Raw genomic sequence first — 19,327 nt, forward strand, 5'->3', positions numbered from 1 at the left:
GGTCAGCCGGGATACCCGGGTCAGCCGAGCAGCGCGTAGACGGTCGAGGCCGTGGCGGCCGGTTCCTCCGAGTCCTCGGGGGTGAGGGTGATGTCGGCGAAGGCCATCCGCTTGCCGAGTTTGGTGACCCGTACGTGGATCAGCACGTCGGCGCCGACCACCGGCCGCTGGAAGCTCGTCGACTGCTGGACGGTGGTCATCGGCCCGTACCCGCCCCGGGCGGCGGAGATCGCGATGACGGTGGCCGTGTCGGCGGCGGCCATCATGGCCTGCCCGGAGAGCCCGCCGCCGTCCCGGGCCAGCTCCCCGGACCAGGGCAGGCGCAGCACGGCGTGCCGCTCGCCCGTCTCCTGGACGGTCAGTCCGAGGGCGAGCACCCAGGGGGCGAAGTGGTCGGCGAGGATCTTGTCTGCGTCTGCGGGAGAGAACGTCACCGGGGAATTCTGGCGGCCCGGCCGGACCGCCACAATCCCCTTTCGGACGGTTCCGTCAGAGCGAGGCGGCCAGTTCCGTCCCCTGCCGGATGGCCCGCTTGGCGTCGAGCTCGGCGGCCACGTCGGCGCCGCCGATCAGGTGCGCCTCGACGCCGGCCGCGCGCAGGGCCTCGTACAGGTCGCGGCGCGGCTCCTGGCCCGTGCACAGGACCACCGTGTCGGCGGGCACCAGGCGCTGCTCCCCGTCGACGGTGATGTGCAGGCCCTCGTCGTCGATCCGGTCGTACGCGGCCCCGGCGACGGAGACGACCCCGCGGTGCTTGAGCTCGGCGCGGTGGATCCAGCCGGTGGTGGTGCCGAGGTCCTTGCCGACCTTGGTGGCCTTGCGCTGGAGGAGGTGGACCCGGCGCGGCGGCGCGGGGCGCTCGGGCTTCGCGAGCCCGCCGGGGCCGGTGTACGCGGTGTCCACGCCCCAGTGGCGGAAGTAGACCTCGGGGTCCTGGGAGGCGCCCTCGCCGCTGTCGGTGAGGAACTCGGCGACGTCGAAGCCGATGCCGCCGGCGCCGACGACGGCGACGCGCTCGCCGACGGGGGCGCCGTCGCGCAGCACGTCGAGGTAGCTGACGACGTTGGCGCGGTCCACGCCCTCGATGTCGGGGGTGCGGGGGGTGACGCCGGTGGCGACGACGACCTCGTCGTAGCCGCGCAGGGTCTCCACGTCGGCGCGGGTGTCCAGACGGACCTCCACACCGCTCTCCGCGAGCTGGGTCCCGAAGTAGCGGATGGTCTCCTCGAACTCCTCCTTGCCGGGGATGCGGCGGGCGACGTCGAGCTGGCCGCCGATGTGGCCGGAGGCCTCGAAGAGGGTGACGGCGTGGCCGCGGCCGGCGGCGGAGACGGCGCAGGCGAGGCCGGCCGGGCCGGCGCCGACGACGGCGACGTTCTTCTTCGTGCGCGTCGGGGAGAGGACGAGCTCGGTCTCGTGGCAGGCGCGCGGGTTGACCAGGCAGGTGGTGATCTTGCCGCTGAAGGTGTGGTCGAGGCAGGCCTGGTTGCAGCCGATGCAGGTGTTGATGGTCTCGGAGCGGCCGGCCGCGGCCTTGGCGACGAAGTCGGCGTCGGCCAGGAAGGGGCGGGCCAGGGACACCAGGTCGGCGCGCCCGTCGGCGAGCAGTTCCTCGGCGATCTCCGGGGTGTTGATGCGGTTGCTGGTGACGAGCGGGACGCCGACCGCGCCCATCAGCCGCTTGGTGACCCAGGTGTAGGCGCCGCGCGGGACGGAGGTCGCGATGGTGGGGATGCGGGCCTCGTGCCAGCCGATGCCGGTGTTGATGATGGTGGCGCCGGCCGCCTCGACCTCCTTGGCGAGGTGGACGACCTCGTCGAGGGTGGAGCCGCCGGGGATGAGGTCCAGCATGGACAGGCGGTAGATGAGGATGAAGTCCTCGCCGACGGCCGCGCGGGTGCGCCGGACGATCTCCAGCGGGAAGCGGACGCGGTTCGCGTACGCGCCGCCCCAGCGGTCGGTGCGCCTGTTGGTGGCGCCGGCGATGAACTCGTTGATCAGGTAGCCCTCGGAGCCCATGATCTCGACGCCGTCGTAGCCGGCGAGCTTGGCGAGGCGGGCGGCGCGGACGAAGTCCTCGACGGTCCGCTCCACCTCGATGTCGCTGAGCTCGTTCGGCACGAAGGGGCTGATGGGGGCCTGGAGGGCGCTGGGGGCGACCAGGTCCTTGTGGTAGGCGTAGCGGCCGAAGTGGAGGATCTGCATCGCGATCTTCCCGCCCTCGGCGTGCACGGCCTCGGTGATCACCCGGTGCTCGGCGGCCTCCTCCTCGGTGGTGAGGCGGGAGCCGCCCTCGAAGGGGCGCCCGGCGTCGTTCGGGGCGATACCGCCGGTGACGATCAGGCCGGCGCCGCCGCGGGCGCGCTCGGCGTAGAAGGCGGCGAGGCGTTCGAAGCCGCCCGCGTGCTCCTCGAGGCCGGTGTGCATCGACCCCATGATCACGCGGTTCGGCAGGGTGGTGAAGCCGAGGTCCAGGGGGCTCAGCAGGTGCGGGTACCGGCTCTGGGAACTCATGAGGGGCGCCTCCTCGCGCGGGGGTGATGACTCTGTTCTAGCGAGGAGAGGCGGGTTTTGCAACTAAGTGCATAACCCGGTGCGGGCGCCCGGCCCCGGGATGCGGGCGCCGCACGACCTCCCCGGTGCCACCTGTGTCGGACCTCACGCGCCGGTTGATCCCCTCGTGCTCCGACCGCCCTGGCCGGTGCATCCGCAGGGGCCGTCCGCCCTCCTTGTCGGCCCCCTCCCCCCTCACTAGCGTCCAGGCGCTGAGACCTCACACCGGTGGGGTCGGAGAGTGGGGACAGATGAAGAATGCGCTACGGCGTTCCCTTGCCCTCGCCGGGGCGCTGGCCGTCCTGCCGCTGATGACCGTCTCCGCGCAGGCGGAACCCCCGGGGCCGCTGTCCGCGGAAGCGGTCGCCGCGATGGCCCCGGAACGACAGGCCGAGGTGCTGGGACCGCTGCGGGCGGCGGCCGATGCCGCGGCCCGGGTGGGCCAGGGGCCCCGGGCGGACATCTACACGCAGGTGGAGATGGCGTCCGACTACCGCACGGTCCGCGTGTACCTGACCGATCCCGGCCGCAGCCGGGAGTTCCTGGCCGCGGTGCACGAGACCGACCCCAAGGTGAACGCCAAGCTGATCCACATCGTCCAGGCGAGGAAATCCCGCCAGGAACTCATGAAGGAGATCTCCGGGTTGACCGGCCGCGCAGGTCTCCCCTTCACGGTCTCCCTCGCCGGCAGCTCCGTCGACGGCTCCGCCATCGACCTCTCCGTGGACAAGCCCGAGGCAGCCCGGGCCTACTTCGGCTCCCCGGCGGTCGCGCGGCAGCGCGAGGCCGCCGGCGCGACCCCCGTCCGCATCACCCAGGCACCGCCGTCGAGGCCGCTGAACCGCTGGAACGACACCTCGCCCTTCTACGCGGGGGCGGCCCTCGGGCCGGCCTCCGGCAGCCGGTCGTACTGCACGAGCGGGATCCCGGCCATCAGCACGTGGGACAACCGCCAGTGGCTGGTCACCGCGGGCCACTGCTACAACGTCGGCGACAACGTGTGGGCCGCCGGCGGCAACTACATCGGCCAGGTCAAGTTCAAGAAGCCGGAGATCGACTCCGCCTTCATCGAGGCACCGACGAACCGCTACACCTGGGACGGTGTGGACGCGAACGGCTACACGCGCTACCTCAACGGGGTGCGCAACGTCGCGGTCGGGGACTTCACCTGCCAGCTGGGGTACAACTCCAAGGTCGTCTGCAACATCCGTACGGTGTACGCGGGCAACGCCAAGTGGAACGTCAACGGGACCGACGTCTGGGGCAGTTACGGCGTGCCCCACTCCGGCGGCATCGTCGGCCGGGGCGGCGACAGCGGCGGTCCGGTGATCTTCGTCAACGACCCGAACTCACGGCAGCTCAACGGCATCGTCAGCTACGGCTGGGGATGCAACGCCGCGCAGGAGTGCAGCACCGGACTCGGCTGGGTCGACGTCTGGGCCATCTTCAACGGCTTCGCCATCAAGCTGAACCCGTCCTGACCGGTACGGACCGACCTGACCCCGGCCCGGCCGGCCGGGGTCACCCGTATGTCCGGACCGGTCAGACCCGGTGGAGCCGGACGGTGACGATCTGGAACGGGCGCAGGGTCAGCGGGACCGCGCCCGACGGGGTGGGGGCGCCCACCGCCGAGCCGGCCAGCGGGCGTTCCAGGAGGTCGCTCTCGACCGCGGCCGAGACGGGGAAGTCCGCCGTCAGGACCGCCGACGCACGCCCTCCGCGGGACTCGTAGAGGCGGACGACCACGTCACCGCTGCGGTCCTCGGCCAGCTTCACCGCCTCCACGACCACCGCGTCGTCGTCGACGGAGAGCAGCGGGGCGACCGGGCCCGCCCCGGTCAGGGTGCGCTCGGGCAGGTTCAGCGCGTGCCCCTCGCGGACCGCGTCCCCGATCGACGCGCCGGGCGCGAGCGAGAACCGCAGGGTGTGGGCGCCCTGGTCGGTCTCCGGGTCGGGGTAGCGCGGGGCCCGCAGCAGGGAGAGCCGGACGGTGGTGGTCTGGCCGCCGTCGGGCCGCACGTCCCGGGTGACGTCGTGCCCGTACGTGGAGTCGTTGAGCAGCGCGACCCCCCAGCCGGGCTCCTCCGCGTGGATCCAGCGGTGTGCGCAGATCTCGAACTTGGCGGCCTCCCACGAGGTGTTGGTGTGCGTGGCCCGGTAGACGTGTCCGAACTGCGTCTCGGAGGCGGTCCGTTCGGCCTTCACGTCCAGCGGGAAGGCGGCCTTGAGGAACTTCTCCGTCTCGTGCCAGTCCACGTCCGTGACGATGTCCACCGTCCTGGACCCGGCCCGCAGCGTGACCGCCTGGACGGCGGTGGAGGAGCCGAAGGAGCGGGTGACCCGGACGGTGGCGGCCGCCGGGCCGCTCTCGGCGACCTCCATGGCGTCCAGGTCCACCAGGTCCGTGACCCGGTTGCGGTAGAACGCGTCGATGTCCCAGGCGTCCCACATGTTCGGGAAGTCGGGGTGGATCTGCAGCAGGTTCGCCGCGGAGCCCGGGGCGAGGGTCTCGCGGCGCGCCTCCAGGTCGTAGACGGAGACGATCAGCCCGCGGCCGTCGATCTCCACGAGCAGCCGGCCGTTGGCCAGTACGTGCCCGCCGCCGTGGCGCTCCTCCACCGTGACCGGCTCCCCGGCCTCGGCCGGGCGCCCCGCCCCGCCGGCCGGGACACCGCGCCGGGCGTGCGGGGCGCAGTTGAAGACCAGCTCCTCGGCGCCCTCCCCGGCGAGCGCCAGCTGGGCGGCGAGGGTGATGCCCCGGAGCTCCTCGCGCAGCCTCGCGTACGTCGCGCGCGCCTCGCGGTGCACCCAGGCGATGGAGGAACCCGGCAGGATGTCGTGGAACTGGTGCAGCAGCACCGTCTTCCAGATCCGCTCCAGGTCCTCGTACGGGTACGCGTACCCGGGCACCTTCACGGCGGCGCCGGCCGCCCACAACTCGGCCTCGCGCAGCAGTGATTCGCTGCGCCGGTTGCCCTGCTTGGTCTTGGCCTGGGAGGTGTAGGTGCCTCGGTGCAGCTCCAGGTAGAGCTCGCCCGCCCACACGGGCGCGTCCTCGTACTCGGCGCGGGCCTTCTCGAAGAAGGCGTCCGGGCGCTCGATCCGGACCTTCGGGGAGCCTTCGAGGTCGTGCTGGCGCTTGGCGCGGGCGAGGTGTTCACGGGTGGGGCCGCCACCGCCGTCGCCCCAGCCGAAGGGGACCAGCGACCGCGAACCGTGGCCCTTCTCCCGGTAGTTGCGGGCGGCGTGCGCCAGCTGGGCGCCGCCGAGGTCGGAGTTGTACGTGTCGACGGGCGGGAAGTGCGTGAAGACGCGGGTGCCGTCGATGCCCTCCCACCAGAAGGTGTGGTGGGGGAAGGGGTTGACCTGGGACCAGGAGATCTTCTGGGTGAGGAACCAGCGGGAGCCGGAGAGCTTGACGATCTGCGGCATCGCCGCGGTGTAGCCGAAGGAGTCGGGGAGCCAGACGTTGTTCGTCTCGATGCCGAACTCGTCGAGGAAGAACTTCTTGCCGTAGAGGAACTGCCGGGCCATGGCCTCGCCGCCGACCATGTTGGTGTCGGACTCCACCCACATCCCGCCGACCGGCACGAACTGCCCGTCCGCGATCTTCTTCTTGACCCGCTCGAAGAGCTCGGGCCGGTGGGTCTTGATCCAGTCCAGCTGCTGGGCCTGCGACATCGCGAAGACGAACTCGGGGTGCTCGTCCATCAGGTTGACCATGTTGGACGCGGTGCGCGCGACCTTGCGGACCGTCTCGCGCAGCGGCCACAGCCAGGCGGAGTCGATGTGGGCGTGGCCGACGGCGCTGATCCGGTGCGCGGAGGAGGCGGCGGGGGCGGCCAGCACCCCGGCGAGCTCGGCGCGGGCGGCGGCCGCCGTACCGGGGACGTCCGTCAGGTCCACCGCGTCCAGGGCGGCGCCGATGGCCCGCAGGATCCCGTGGCGCCGGGCGTCGCCGGTGTCGAGCTGGACCATCAGGTCGTAGAGCACCTCCAGGTCCTGGACCAGCTCCCACACCTCGGTCTCGAAGACGGTGAGGTCCATCCGGGCGAGCCGGTAGAGCGGCTGGTCGCCGCTGGTCAGCCGGTCGCCCTCGGACGTGGCCGCGTGGTCGACCAGGACCGGGTTGGAGGCGGCCTCCACGTACCACTCGACGCGCTCGCCGCCCTCGGCGCGGTCGGCCACCCGGACCCAGTCGTTGTAGGGGTTGAGCGCCTTGATCTCACCGCCGTCGGCCCGGTGGACCAGGCCCTCGCACTGGAAGCCGGGCATCATCCGGTCGAAGCCGAGGTCGAGGACGGCCTCGACGGTGCGGCCGGCCCAGTCGACCGGGACGGCGCCGGTGACCTTGAACCAGGTGGTGCCCCAGGCCGGGCCCCACGGGTCGCCGATCGCGCAGGGCCCGTACGGGGCCGCCAGGCCCTCGGCGACGGGGACGGGCTCGCCCGGCGCCTCCCAGCGCTCGACGGTCAGCGGGACCGGGCGGGAGTGGACGGCGGGCTTGATCCGCTCCTTCAGGACCCGGCGGAGGCGGTGCTCGGTGATGCTGCGGTCGTCGTGCATGACGGCTGCTCCAGGGACGGGATGGTCGGTACGGACGGTGGGGCGGGCGGGTGGGGTCAGGTCTTGACTGCTCCCTCGCCCACGCCCTTGAAGAAGAAACGCTGGAGGGCGAAGAAGAGGAGCATCATCGGCAGGAGCGCGGCCATGGCGCCGGCCGCGATGAGCCGCTGGTCGTTGACGGTGGTGGCGCCGGCCAGGGTCTTCAGGCCGAGCTGCAGGGTGTAGTGGTCGCTGTTCGTGAGGACCAGCAGGGGCCAGAGGAAGTCGTCCCAGGCCCCCATGAAGCTGGTGATGCAGACGACGGCCAGGGCGCCCTTGGCGGCGGGGAGGAAGACCCGGGTGAAGCGGGTCCATTCGCCGGCGCCGTCCAGGACCGCGGCCTCCTCGACCTCCTTGGGCACGGCGAGGAAGGCCGCCCGCATGATCATGATGTTGAGCACGGAGACCGCGCCGGGGAGCCAGACGCCGATGAGGGTGTCGACCAGCCCCATCTCGCGGACCGTGAGGAACATCGAGATCATGACGGACTCGAAGGGGAACATCAGGGTCGCCACGAGCACGGTGAAGACGACCCGGCGGCCCTTCCACGCGGCCCGCGAGAGGGCGTACCCGCCCATCGCCGCGAAGAGCAGGTTCGAGGTGACCGCGAGGACCGCGACGGTGAGCGTGTTGCCGACGTACTGGAGCAGCGGGAAGGACTCGGCGACCCGGACGTAGTTGTCGAGGGTGGGCTGCGAGGGCAGCACGCCGTCGTACACGTTCTCGGTGCGGCCGCGGATCGAGGTGAGGAACTGCCAGACGATCGGTCCCAGCATGACGACGAGCATCAGCACGAGCGTGGCGTAGCGGGCGGCCGGGCCGGCCCACCGGCGCCTGCGGCCGTCGGCGCCGGCCCGCCGGGGCGGCGCGCTTCCCGGGGAGGGCGGGGTGCTCAACTCTCGTCTCCCTTCGACAGGCGGCGGCCCAGCAGGCTGAAGACCAGGGTCAGGAGGAACAGCAGGATGGAGATGGCGGAGGCGTAGCCGGTCTCGCCGGCGAAGCCGAGGCCGACCTGCCGGATGAGGAACGGCAGGGTGCGGGCCCCGCCGCCGGGGCCGCCGCTCTCACCGCCGAGGATGTAGATCTCGGTGAAGACGCGCAGTGCGGAGATGGCGGAGAGGGTGCCGACGAGCAGCATCATCGGCTTCACCTGGGGGACGGTGATGCTGAAGAAGCGGCGGACGGGGCCGGCGCCGTCGATGGCGGCCGCCTCGTGGAGGGAGACGGGGACGTTCCCGAGGGCCGCCAGGTAGAAGACCATGTAGTAGCCGAGGCCCTTCCACACGGTCACCAGCATCGCGGAGACCAGCAGCATCGCGGAGTCCGTCAGGAACGGGATCGGCTCGGATATGAGGTTCAGCCGCTCGAAGACGGTGTTGACGAGACCGTCGCTGCGCAGCACCCACTGCCAGATCAGCCCGACGACCACGGCCGAGGCGATCACCGGGGTGTAGAAGGCGGACCGGAAGAACCCGATGCCGGGGATCCTGGCCTGGACGAGCACGGCGAGGGCCAGAGGGAGGAAGACCAGGCACGGTACGACGACCGCGAGGTAGAGCACGCTGTTGCCGGCGGCGACCCAGAAGTCGGGGTCGGCGAAGGCCCGGCGGTAGTTGTCGAGGCCGACGAAGGTACCGCCGCGAAGGATCTGCGCGTCGGTGAAGGAGAGGACGACGGTGTTGACGAACGGCCAGAGGCTGAACAGCGCCACCATCGCCAGACCGGGGGCGAGGAACAGGTAGGGGGTCCACCACCTGCGGTGGACCAGGCCCGTATCGGCCTCCATGGCACGCAGCGCGGCCCGGTGGCGGCGCCCGCGCGCGATCGCGGCGCCGCTCCCGCCCACGGCGGTCACTTGTCGGCCGCGGCGGTCAGGAGCCTGTTCGCCGCTTCCTCTGCCTTCTTCACCGCCGTCCTCGGGTCCTGCTCGCCCGTGATGGCCTTCTGCACCTCGCGTACGACGGCGTCGCCCACCTGGTTGGTCCACTGGACGGGGGTGTTGGCATCGAGCGCGGCGGTCTTCAGCTGCTCGGCGCCGACCGCCCGGGCGAGGGTCTCCGCGTCGGTGCCGTCGCCCCGGTCCGAGAAGAACGGGTCGGCGAGGCCCCGGGCGTTGGACGGGTAGATGGTGGCCTTCCTGGAGAACTCCACCTGGTTGGGGCCGTTGGTCACCCATTTCGCGAACTCGGCCGCCGCGTCGGGGTGCTTGGTGTCCTTCCTGATGCCGAGCGACTGGGCGTAGATGCCGATGTGGCCGAGCCTGCCCGTGACGGCTCCCGCGACCCGGGTCTTCGCGTAGACCTGCGGGGCGTTCTGCTTGATGTCCTTGACGAAGCCCGGGGAGCCCGGGCCGAACACGAGCTTGCCGCCGCCGTAGAGCTGGTTGATGTCGTCGGACTTGAGGAGGGACTCCTTGGGCATGGCGCCCTTGGCGTACAGGTCCTTCATCCGCTCCACCCAGGCGACGGCCTGGTCGGTGCCGAAGGTGAACCGGTCCTGCTTCTCGCTGAGGATCGGGACGCCCATCTTCTGCCAGTCTCCCGGCAGTCGGCCCTTGGGATCGGCCATGAAGGCGGAGTACCGGCCCCCGGACGTGGCGGCGATCTGCTCGGCGTAGTCGAAGAACTGCTCCACGCTGGCCGGCGGTTTGGCCGGGTCCAGGCCGGCCTTCTCGAAGAGTTCTCTGTTGTAGGTGAGGATCTCGGGCGTCACGTACCACGGGTACGCGTACACGCTGTCCCCCTTGCCGGGCAGCTTGAACTGCTCCCAGGCGCCCGGCACGTACTCCTTGGCCGCCGCCCCGTCGAGCCTGGCGACATCGGCGAGCATGCCGCGGTCGGCGAGGAGCTGGAAGGAGTCGGTGGAGAGGTTGACCACGTCCGGGAGGGCCCCGGCCTGGGCGTCCGCGACGAGCTTCTCGTTGTAGCCGTCGCCGGGGACGTCCTCCCATGTGACCTTGGCCTCGGGGTACTTCTGCTCGAAGGCGTCGATGACCCCCTGTACGTACGCGGTGAAGGTGGGCTTCAGCTGGAGGGTCCGGAAGGTGATCTCACCGGCCACTCTGCCCGTCTTCTCGGCCTCCTTTGCATCCCCGGCGCCACCGCTGAGGCCGCACGCGGCGGTCGAGAGGAGGGCGCCGGTCACCAGCGCGGCCACGGCAATACGGGTCGGGTTCGAACGGGTCATCGTCGCCGCCTTTGCAGAAGTCCGGCCTCTTTGCCGGAGGCGTTGCCCACCGTCGCCCGAAGTCAGGACCCCGTCAATGAGGCGGAGCCATCATTGGCCGGTGACACCCGTACGGCGAATGCCCCAACAGTGCGCAAGGGTGCGCCAGTTGACCTCAACGCGACTGGACTGACCTGGACTGATGCGCTTTAGTACAAACCCGGTTGAGTGTGATATCGATTCGATAACGAAGCTGGCTCGCCATCAGCTCCCCTCTGCATATGGCCGGTTCGCGAGGCGGCCCACTAATGCGCTTTACCCACGCCGCGCGAAAGCGCTTTAGCGTCGGGGCACCCCTCCCGCGGGGGCCGGGCCCTCGTCCCGATGTTCGCTTCACACCCGCGAGTTGGCGGATAATGCTTCAGACCCCCTGGTCACGACTGGTGACCGCCCCTTCGGGGGGTGGCCGGCAGCCGCGCGAAGCGGCTGCCCCGACGTAGTGAAAGGCGATCGTGTGAGCCCCAAGCACCCCCGCCCGGCGCAGAAGAACGACGACCAATTGCTGCAATCCTCCCGCTCCGCCGCGGGTCCGCAGCGGGCGGCGTCGCCGCCGGTGGGGCTGATGGGACTCCAAGCCGGTGCGGGCAACGCCGCGGTCGTGCAGATGCTCCGCCGGGCCGGGCAGTCCTCTGACCGGGAACAGCACCAGCACACCGACGGATGCGGACACCAGCAGACCCAGCAGCCCGCGGTGCAACGGTCCGCCGTCCACGACGTCCTGCGCACTCCCGGGCGCCCCATGGACCACGCCACGCGCTCCGACATGGAAGCCCGGCTCGGCGCGGACTTCTCCGATGTGCGCATCCACAAGGGCAGCGCCGCCAAGGCCTCCGCCGCCGAAGTGGGCGCCCGCGCCTACACTTCCGGCAGCCATGTCGTCATAGGCGACGGCGGCCACGACAAGCACACCCTCGCCCACGAACTCACCCACGTCATCCAGCAGCGCCAGGGCCCCGTCGCGGGCACCGACAACGGGACGGGGCTGAAGGTCTCGGACCCGTCGGACCGGTTCGAGCGCGAAGCGGAGGCCAACGCCAAGCGGGTCATGGCGGGCGGCTCCCACGCCGCCCCGGACGTGCAGCGCCATGCGGCGCCCGCAACCGCCTCCGGCGCACGTCCCTCCGTACAGCGCGTCGAGAACCCTCAGGACCGGATGACGGTCGAGTACTGGGAGGACAAGGCGGGACTGGGCGCATCCAGCAGCAGCGCCGCGAAGGACCGCGCCAAGCAGATCGCCGCGTCCAAGGCGGCCGCGAAGAAGTTCAAGGCCCACAAGCCTCCGCGGACGATCGACGAGATCGTCAAGACCGTCGGCCCCAAGCTCCTGGCCGATCTGGCGCAGATGGGAGCGGACTCCGGGAGGATGGAGCTGTACCGGTCCATGAGTTTCGAGGAGGCCCACAGCGCCCTGACCTACTGGGGCGACACGGCCTCACGTGACCGACTGCTGGAGTACGTGGCGGCCGGTGAGGGCACGGCGAAGGGCTTCAGGGATGAGAAGCTCGGGGGCCTGACGATAGGTGCCCATCTCGGCGACCAGGGTCAGGCCGACGGGTACTACGACACCCAAGGCGCTCCCTACGCGGTCCAGCTGAAGTTCACGCTGAAGCCCGGGGCCCACGAACTCCTCTTCAACCAGGACCACATGGCTCTCGGACCGGGTTACAAGAACGACCTGATCCGCAAGGCGAACGAAGGCGGCGGGGCCTACAAGAACGCGAGCGCGAACGAGGGCACCCTGGGCGGGTACGTCGGCGTGAAGGCCGAGGACAAGGAGCCCTACAGCCTGGGCATCGCGCAGGGGGCGAACGGCAAGAACGGCAGGGAGCTCGGTGCGAGCCAGCTGCTCTTCCAGATGTTCGTCGAGAATGTCGAACTCGTGAAGAACAGGTCGGGGCAGGACCTGCCGTAGCCGCGTCAGGACAGAGCGCCGCGGATGCCCCGGACCGGCTCGGTCCGGGGCATCCGCGTGCGGCGGGGGCGGCGCAGTGCCTACTGCATCGGGTACTCCGCCTTCTCCGCGAGCTTGCCGTCCTTGAAGCAGAAGCGGAGCACGGTCTCCTTGCCGTTCTTGGTGTCGCCGCTGGAGAGGTACCAGGAGCAGGTGCTGCCCTCGGGCTCGGCCGGTCCGCCCTCCTTGAGGGCGCTCTTGACGAAGCTTTCGCCCGACGGGAGCCTGCCGCGGACCTCGCTCTCCGCGTCGCCGGTCTTCACGGACGCGTAGACCGTCGGGTCGACCAGGGTCTTGTCGGCCATGTCGAGGACCTTCCCCATCCCGAAGACCACGGCCACCGCGAGGCCCACACCCAGCACCAGCGCCACGCCGCACCCGATCAGACAACCCTTGCGCTGAGCCACGCCCGTTCCTCCATGTCGCTCCGTGTCCGGCGGCGGTCGCCTGGACACTCACACCCTCACAAGGGGCGGCGGCCCGGGGCTGTCCTCGAAAGTCGTCGGCCGTCACAACGATCGTCGTTCGAGGTCGGGCCGCGCTTCCGGGTATACAAGGAGGAGATCGACTATTCGGGCAAAGCGAGAGGAAGCACCGTGAGCGAGCAGGACACCGTCGAGCCTCTGATCGTCGTCGGCGTGGACGGTTCGAACCACTCCAAGGAGGCCCTGCGCTGGGCCGTCGCGCAGGCCGGGATGACGGGCGGCCGGGTGCACGCCGTCATGGCCTGGGAGTGGAACCGCAATCCGTTCGCCATCGCTCCGGTGGCCGCCGAGGTCGCGGACGCCGAGGCGGTGACGGCCGAGGAGGCGGCCCGGCGGAAGCTGGCGGACACCGTCAACGCGGCCGTCGGCGCCTCGCCCGGCGTGCCGGTGTTCCGCCGCGTCGAGCAGGGATCCCCGGCGCAGATCCTGGTGGACGCCTCGAAGGAGGCGGACCTGACGGTGGTCGGCACCCGCGGGTACGGCGGCTTCAAGGGCGCCCTGCTCGGCTCGGTGAGCCAGCAGGTCGTGCAGTACTCCGCCGGCACCGTCGTGGTCGTCCGCGAGGCCGCGGACGAGGAGGGCTGAAGAGCACCGCCGGCCGGCGGCGGGGTCAGGCCGTGGGGGTCACCAGGTCCCCGGGGTCCGTGTTGGCCCCACACAGGATGACGGCGACCCGCTCGCCGAGCGGCTCCGGCGCGCCGCGCAGCGCCGCCAGGGCCGTGGCGGCGCCCGCCTCGACCACGATCCGGTGCTCCTCCCAGAGGGCGCGCCGGGCGGCGGTGATCGCCGTGTCGGGCACGAGCACCGAGGTCACGTGCTTCTCCTGCGCGGCGGCCAGCGCGTCCGCCGAGACCCGGGTGGCCCCCAGGGAGTCGGCGGCGACCGAGTCCACGGCCACGTCGACGACCCGGCCCGCCGCCAGGGCCGCGTTCAGGGCCCGGCAGTTCTCCGGTTCGGCCGCGATCACCCGTACGCCGTGCTCGCGCGCGGCGGTGGCGACGCCGGCGAACAGTCCGCCGCCGCCGACCGCGACGACCACGGTGTCCAGCCCGGGCAGGGCGGCCCGGATCTCGTCGAGCAGCGTCCCGGCGCCCGCCGCGATGAGCGGGTGGTCGTAGGCGTGGCTGCTCAGCGCCCCGCTCGCGGCGGCGAACTCCTCGCAGGCGGCGAGCGCTTCGGCGTACCGGTCGCCGACGAGCCGTACCTCGGCCCCGTATCCGCGCAGCCGGTCCACCTTCACGCGCGGGGCGTTGGCGGGCAGGAACACGGTCGCGGGCACGGACAGCGCGCGGGCCGCCCAGGCGCAGGCGAGACCGGCGTTGCCGCCGGAGGCGATGGTGACTCCCGCGGCCGGGAGGGCGCCCGCCTCGTGGTGGGCGGCGAGGAAGTTGCGGGCGCCGCGCGCCTTGAAGCTGCCGGTGTGCTGGAGGTACTCCAGCGCGTACCAGACCCCCTCGTCGGCCGCGGGGGCCACCACGACGGGCCGTGTCCCGCCGGCGATCCGGTCGGCGGCGGCGCGTACGGCGGCGTAGTCGAGCTGCTGTGCGGGTGCTGCTTGCACGGTCTGTCTCCCGATCAGGTGGTGGGCCGGGCGGCCTCGATCAGCTGGCGCAGGGCGCCGTAGTACACCTCGTGGTCCGTCAGGGGCGGCAGTACGTCGGCCAGTCCGCCGGAGAGCACGGGGAACTCCGCCGGATCCAGCGCGGCCAGGGCGGCCCGCGAGGCGGCGGTAGCGGCGGCCGGGTCGCGGTGGTCCACGAAGGCCGCGCTGCCCAGGGTGAGCAGGTACATGCGGCGGTAGACGGTCATCGCCTCGGCGGCGGTCAGCCCGGCGGCCACGCTGTCGGCGAGGGCGGGCTCGACAAGCCGGGCGAGGAGCTGGCGGCCGAGCCAGGGCCGGCCGCCGCGCAGCACCAGCAGTCCGGGGTGGGCGGTGAGCAGCAGGTAGAGCGCGCGGAACCGCTGCTCGGTGGCCTGCGCCCAGTCCGTGCCGGCGGGGATCTCGGGGAGCTGCGCGGCCAGGTGCTCGGTGCACAGGTCGAGCAGCCCGGCGAGGTCGGTGCAGCGGCGCTGGACGGTGGCGTGGGAGACGTCGAGCCGGTCGGCGAGGGTGCGGAAGCTGAGGCGCTCCGGCCCTTCCTCGTCGAGGATCCGCAAGGCGGCGACGGCGATGGCCTCGGGGGTGGCCCGGTCCAGGGCGTCTGATCTGCGCGGCATGAGATACACCGTAACATACGACGTATCGACTCTTTCGTGTGACATCGATTGCAGCCATATTGCTGGTCATTGGCTGACAATCAGCGACTTTTGTTGACAGTGGGTAATCGCATCGCTGCACTGGGCGCACGCCTGCCCCCACGTCAAGGAGACTCAGTGCCGCCTCGCCTGCGTGCGTCGCTCCCCTGTCTGACCGCGGCCGCCCTGTTCGCCCTCGCGCTCTCCCCCGCCCCGGTGGCGGCCGAGCCCCGGGCGACCTCGGACACCCCGCTCGCGCTCACCCCGCCCATGGGCTGGAACAACTGGGCGCACTACATGTGCGACATCGACGAGGCCAAGGTCGTCGCCAACGCCGACGCGCTCGTGTCGACCGGGCTCGCCGCCAAGGGCTACGACACGGTGACGGTCGACGACTGCTGGATGACCAAGAGCCGGGACGCGCGGGGCGCTCTGGTCGTCGACACGGCGAAGTTCCCCCACGGCATGGCCTGGCTCGGCGACTATCTGCACGCGAAGGGCCTGAAGTTCGGCATCTACCAGGACGCCGGCTCCCTCACCTGCGAGAAGTACCCCGGCAGCGGCGCGCCCCAGGGCGGCGGGGCCGACCACTACGCCCAGGACGCCCGGCAGTTCGCCTCCTGGAACGTCGACTACGTGAAGATGGACGGCTGCAACCTGTGGGTGCCGCCGGGGCAGACCAAGGAGCAGGCCTACCGGGACGCCTACAACGGCGTCGCGAAGGCGCTGCGCGACAGCGGCCGGGACATGGTCCTGTCGGCGTCCGCGCCCGCCTACTTCCAGCAGGGCGAGTGGGGCGGCTCCGACTGGCACAAGGTCCTCGGCTGGGTCGGCGAGACCGGCCAGCTGTGGCGCGAGGGCAAGGACATCAAGGTCTACAACCCGGCCGCGCCCGCCACCTCACGGTGGAGTGCGGTGCTGGGCAACTACGGCTACAACCGCTGGCTCGGCCGGTACGCGGGCCCCGGCAACTGGAACGACCCCGACTTCCTGATCGCGGGCGCCCCCGGGCTCACGGCCGCCGAGAGCCGCAGCCAGGTCGCCCTCTGGGCGATGATGGCGTCCCCGTTCATCCTGTCCTCCGAGGTCTCCCGGCTGACCTCCCAGGGGCTCGCGGCCCTCGGGAACACCCGCATGATCGAGCTGGACCAGGACCCCATGGGCCGTCAGGGTGCGGTGGTCTCCTCCAACGCCACCTTCGAGATCCTGACCCGGCCGCTCGCGAACGGCGACCGCGCGGTGGCCGTGCTCAACCGCTCGGCCACCACCCGGGACATCAGGGTGCCGCTCGACGAGATCGGCCTGAGCGACTGCACGGCCGACGCCCAGGACCTGTGGAACGGCACCCGCCGGGAGGTCTCCGACGCGCTGACCGGGAGGCTGGCCGGGCACGACACCGCGGTCTGGCGGCTCAGCCCGCGCGGCTGCGCCGAGGCCGTGCCGACCGGGCAGGTCGTCGGTGACGGCGCCCGGTGCGCCGACGGCGCCAACACCACCGGCGTCGGCGCGATCGTGATGGCCGCCTGCACCGGGGCCCCCGACCAGCGCTGGATCCTGGGCGACGACGCGAGCCTGCGGCTGGCCGGCGAGTGCCTCTCCGCCGGCGACGACGGCCTCGTGGAGCTGGCCGACTGCGCGCCCGCGCAGGACCGGCAGGCCGGCCAGAGCTGGACGCACCTGCGCGGCGGAGCCCTCGTGGAGCAGGCGAGCGGGATGTGCCTGACCGCGCCGGCCGCCGCCGCGACCCCGGACGCCCCGGCCGCGCGACTGCGGCTGACCGCCTGCGGCGACCACCGGGTCGACCAGGCCTGGGCCCTGCCGGTCTGACGGCCCGGGCGCAAGGATGAGGAACCCGATGACGCGAGGCGGGCGCCGGCTGCCCGGCCCCCGCCCGCTCGCCCTCGCCGCTCTTCCCGCGGCGCTGCTGGCGCTGATCTGCGCGGGGCCCGCCCCCGGGGCCACCGCCCCGGGGGCGGGATCGCCCGCACCCGCCGCCGTACGGCCCGATGCGCCGGCCGATGCGCGGGGGGCCGTACGGACCGCCGCGCAGGCGGTCGCGCCCCGGAGCCGGAGCTTCGACACCGCGCCCGCGCGGGCCGCCTTGGAGCGGCTGCTCCCGCGCCACCACGGCCAGTTCACCCTGGTGCCCGACACGGCCGCCGGCGCCGACACCTTCACCGTGTCCGGGACCACCGGCGCGATCACCGTGCGCGGCAGCACCGGAGCCACCCTGCTCACCGGCGTCGGCTGGTACCTCCAGCACGTCGCCGGGGCCGACATCGGCTGGCCCGGCGACAGCATCGGCCTGCTGCCCGCCCGCCTGCCGACCGTTCCCGCGCCGGTCACCCGCAGCGCGCAGGTCCCGCACCGGTACGCGCTCAACGACACCGACGACGGATACTCCGGCCCGTACCGCACCTTCGAGGAGCACCAGCGGCAGATCGACCTGCTCGCCCTGCACGGCATCAACGAGGTGTTCGTGCAGGTGGGCGCGGAGTACCCGTACTACCGGGCGCTCCAGGGCTTCGGCTACTCCGCCGAGGAGCTGCGGCAGTGGATCCCCGGCCCCGCCCACCAGAGCTGGTGGCTGCTGCAGAACCTGAGCGGATTCGGCGGCCCGGTCACCGAGCGGCTGATGCGGGAGCGGGCCGAACTGGGCGGGCGGATCGCCGAGCAGCTGCGCGGGCTCGGCATGACCCCGGTGCTGCCCGGCTACTTCGGCACCGTGCCGCCGCACTTCGCCGCGCGCAATCCCGGGGCGGACACGGTGGCCCAGGGCGACTGGGCCGGCTTCGACCGTCCCGACTGGCTGGACCCCGCCTCGCCCGTCTTCCGCAGGCTCGCCGCCGCGTACTACGCCGAGCAGCGCGCGGTGTTCGGGGACAGCACGATGTACCGGATGAGCCCGCTGCACGAGGGCGGACAGACCGGGTCCGTCGACGTCGGCGCGGCCGCGGGCGCCATCCAGCGGGCGCTGCACGCCGCCCACCCGGGCGCGCTGTGGGCGGTGCTGGGCTGGCAGGACGACCCCACCCCGGAGCTGCTGGCCGGGGTGGACACGTCGAGGCTGCTGATCCTGGACGGGCTCTCGGACCGGTACAACCGGCTGGACCGCGAGGCCCGTTGGAGCGGCGCCCCGTACGCGATGGGCACCATCTACAACTTCGGCGGGCACACCACGATCGGCGCGAACACCTCGGTGTGGCTCGAACGGTTCGGCCCCTGGCGTGCCAAGGACAACAGCGCGCTCGCCGGGATCGCCTACCTGCCGGAGGCCACCGGGACCAACCCGGCGGCCTTCGACCTCTTCACGGACCTGGCCTGGGAGCCGGGGGTGATCGACCAGCGGAAGTGGTTCGCCGATTTCGCGGCCCGCCGCTACGGCCGGCCCGACCCCGCGGCCGCCGCAGCCTGGGAAGAGCTGCGCAAGGGGCCGTACAGCACCTCCTCGGGGCTGTGGTCGGAGTCGCAGGACAGCCTGTTCACCGCCCGCCCGAGCCTGACCGCGGCCGGGGCGGCGTACTGGAGCCCCAAGTCGATGCGCTATCCCGCCGGTTCGGTCCGCAGGGCGCTGGACCAGCTGCTGAAGGTGGCCCCGGAGCTGCGCGGCTCCAGCGCCTACCGCTTCGACCTGGTCGACACCGCCCGACAGGCACTCGCCAACCACTCGCGGGTGCTGCTGCCGAGGATCAAGGCCGCCTACGAGGCCAAGGACCTGCCCCTGTTCCGCAAGCTCACGGCCGAATGGCGGGAGTGCGAGACGAGGCTGGACGCGGTGACCGGCTCCGACCCGAACTTCCTCCTCGGCAGCCGGCTCGCCGGGGCCCGCTCGTGGGGCGCCGACCGGGCGGAGCAGGACCGGTACGATTACGACACCCGCTCCCTGCTCAGCGTGTGGGGCCGCCGCAGCACCAGCGAGGGCGGCTTCCTGCACGACTACGCGAACCGCGAATGGAGCGGCCTGGTCTCGGAGTTGTACGCGCGACGGTGGGCGCTCCACTTCGGGGCGCTGGAGGAGGCGCTGGTGCGGCGGGCCGCGCCGCGGGCGATCGACTGGCCCGCCTTCGAGGAGGAGTGGGCCGGGCGGACCACCCGGCACCCGGACCGGCCGAGCGGGGACCCGTACCGCCTGGCCGCCGCGGTCGCGGCGGCCCTCCCGCCGGCGTCCACCGGCTGACCCGCGCCGGCCCGCTCCGACCCGCTCCGCGGGCCCGCCCGGTGTCCGGGCGGGCCCGCGGAGCGGCGTCACGGCCTGCCTTTCGGGTGCGACGGC

At 72.2% G+C, this 19,327-nt stretch carries 14 protein-coding genes; 5 read left to right on the forward strand and 9 right to left on the reverse strand.

Features of this window, described 5'->3' with window-relative positions; all coding sequences use genetic code 11:
• Positions 1–20: 20 nt before the first annotated feature.
• On the reverse strand, positions 21–434 hold the full coding sequence (locus ACFYZ4_RS04710; protein WP_351292538.1) for a PaaI family thioesterase: 414 nt from the start codon (positions 432–434) through the stop codon (positions 21–23).
• A gap of 55 nt (positions 435–489) precedes the next feature.
• Positions 490–2,514, reverse strand: a complete 2,025-nt coding sequence (locus tag ACFYZ4_RS04715) for an NADPH-dependent 2,4-dienoyl-CoA reductase (RefSeq protein ID WP_351292540.1) — start codon at positions 2,512–2,514, stop codon at positions 490–492.
• Between the two features lie 290 nt (positions 2,515–2,804).
• Between ACFYZ4_RS04715 and ACFYZ4_RS04720 the strand changes: the two genes are divergently transcribed.
• Positions 2,805–4,034, forward strand: coding sequence for a hypothetical protein (locus ACFYZ4_RS04720; RefSeq protein ID WP_390783045.1), 1,230 nt, complete (start codon positions 2,805–2,807; stop codon positions 4,032–4,034).
• A gap of 61 nt (positions 4,035–4,095) precedes the next feature.
• Here ACFYZ4_RS04720 and ACFYZ4_RS04725 read toward each other — a convergent pair whose 3' ends face one another.
• From ACFYZ4_RS04725 to ACFYZ4_RS04740, 4 genes are all read right to left on the reverse strand, one after another.
• Complete coding sequence (locus tag ACFYZ4_RS04725; RefSeq protein WP_390783046.1) at positions 4,096–7,119, reverse strand: alpha-mannosidase; 3,024 nt, start codon at positions 7,117–7,119, stop codon at positions 4,096–4,098.
• Between the two features lie 56 nt (positions 7,120–7,175).
• Positions 7,176–8,054 carry a carbohydrate ABC transporter permease gene (locus tag ACFYZ4_RS04730; protein WP_390783047.1) on the reverse strand — a complete coding sequence of 293 codons (879 nt, stop codon included), beginning with the start codon at positions 8,052–8,054 and terminating at the stop codon, positions 7,176–7,178.
• Positions 8,051–8,944 carry a sugar ABC transporter permease gene (locus ACFYZ4_RS04735; RefSeq protein WP_351292576.1) on the reverse strand — a complete coding sequence of 298 codons (894 nt, stop codon included), beginning with the start codon at positions 8,942–8,944 and terminating at the stop codon, positions 8,051–8,053. The genes ACFYZ4_RS04730 and ACFYZ4_RS04735 overlap by 4 nt, the downstream gene beginning before the upstream one ends.
• A 65-nt stretch (positions 8,945–9,009) precedes the next feature.
• On the reverse strand, positions 9,010–10,344 hold the full coding sequence (locus ACFYZ4_RS04740) for an ABC transporter substrate-binding protein (RefSeq protein WP_390783048.1): 1,335 nt from the start codon (positions 10,342–10,344) through the stop codon (positions 9,010–9,012).
• A 601-nt stretch (positions 10,345–10,945) separates the two neighbouring features.
• On the opposite strand from ACFYZ4_RS04740, the gene ACFYZ4_RS04745 reads away from it, so the two are divergent.
• A complete protein-coding gene (locus tag ACFYZ4_RS04745) occupies positions 10,946–12,295 on the forward strand; it encodes a DUF4157 domain-containing protein (RefSeq protein WP_390783242.1) in 1,350 nt (449 codons plus the stop codon).
• 80 nt (positions 12,296–12,375) lie between these two features.
• Here ACFYZ4_RS04745 and ACFYZ4_RS04750 read toward each other — a convergent pair whose 3' ends face one another.
• On the reverse strand, positions 12,376–12,741 hold the full coding sequence (locus ACFYZ4_RS04750; protein WP_351292550.1) for a hypothetical protein: 366 nt from the start codon (positions 12,739–12,741) through the stop codon (positions 12,376–12,378).
• A gap of 189 nt (positions 12,742–12,930) precedes the next feature.
• Here ACFYZ4_RS04750 and ACFYZ4_RS04755 point away from each other — a divergent pair, with 189 nt between their 5' ends.
• A complete protein-coding gene (locus ACFYZ4_RS04755; RefSeq protein ID WP_390783049.1) occupies positions 12,931–13,404 on the forward strand; it encodes a universal stress protein in 474 nt (157 codons plus the stop codon).
• 25 nt (positions 13,405–13,429) lie between these two features.
• Here ACFYZ4_RS04755 and ACFYZ4_RS04760 read toward each other — a convergent pair whose 3' ends face one another.
• Both ACFYZ4_RS04760 and ACFYZ4_RS04765 read right to left on the reverse strand, forming a co-directional pair.
• Positions 13,430–14,380 (reverse strand): serine/threonine dehydratase, encoded by a 951-nt coding sequence (locus ACFYZ4_RS04760; protein ID WP_351292554.1) that lies wholly within the window; start codon positions 14,378–14,380, stop codon positions 13,430–13,432.
• Positions 14,381–14,394: 14 nt separating this feature from the next.
• Positions 14,395–15,036, reverse strand: coding sequence for a TetR/AcrR family transcriptional regulator C-terminal domain-containing protein (locus ACFYZ4_RS04765; RefSeq protein WP_351292556.1), 642 nt, complete (start codon positions 15,034–15,036; stop codon positions 14,395–14,397).
• 156 nt (positions 15,037–15,192) lie between these two features.
• On the opposite strand from ACFYZ4_RS04765, the gene ACFYZ4_RS04770 reads away from it, so the two are divergent.
• A complete protein-coding gene (locus tag ACFYZ4_RS04770; RefSeq protein ID WP_390783050.1) occupies positions 15,193–16,881 on the forward strand; it encodes a ricin-type beta-trefoil lectin domain protein in 1,689 nt (562 codons plus the stop codon).
• Between the two features lie 28 nt (positions 16,882–16,909).
• Positions 16,910–19,231, forward strand: coding sequence for an alpha-N-acetylglucosaminidase (locus ACFYZ4_RS04775; protein ID WP_390783051.1), 2,322 nt, complete (start codon positions 16,910–16,912; stop codon positions 19,229–19,231).
• The last annotated feature ends 96 nt before the right edge of the window (positions 19,232–19,327 follow it).

The organism is Streptomyces sp. NPDC001513 (assembly GCF_042894695.1).
GTDB lineage: Bacteria > Actinomycetota > Actinomycetes > Streptomycetales > Streptomycetaceae > Streptomyces.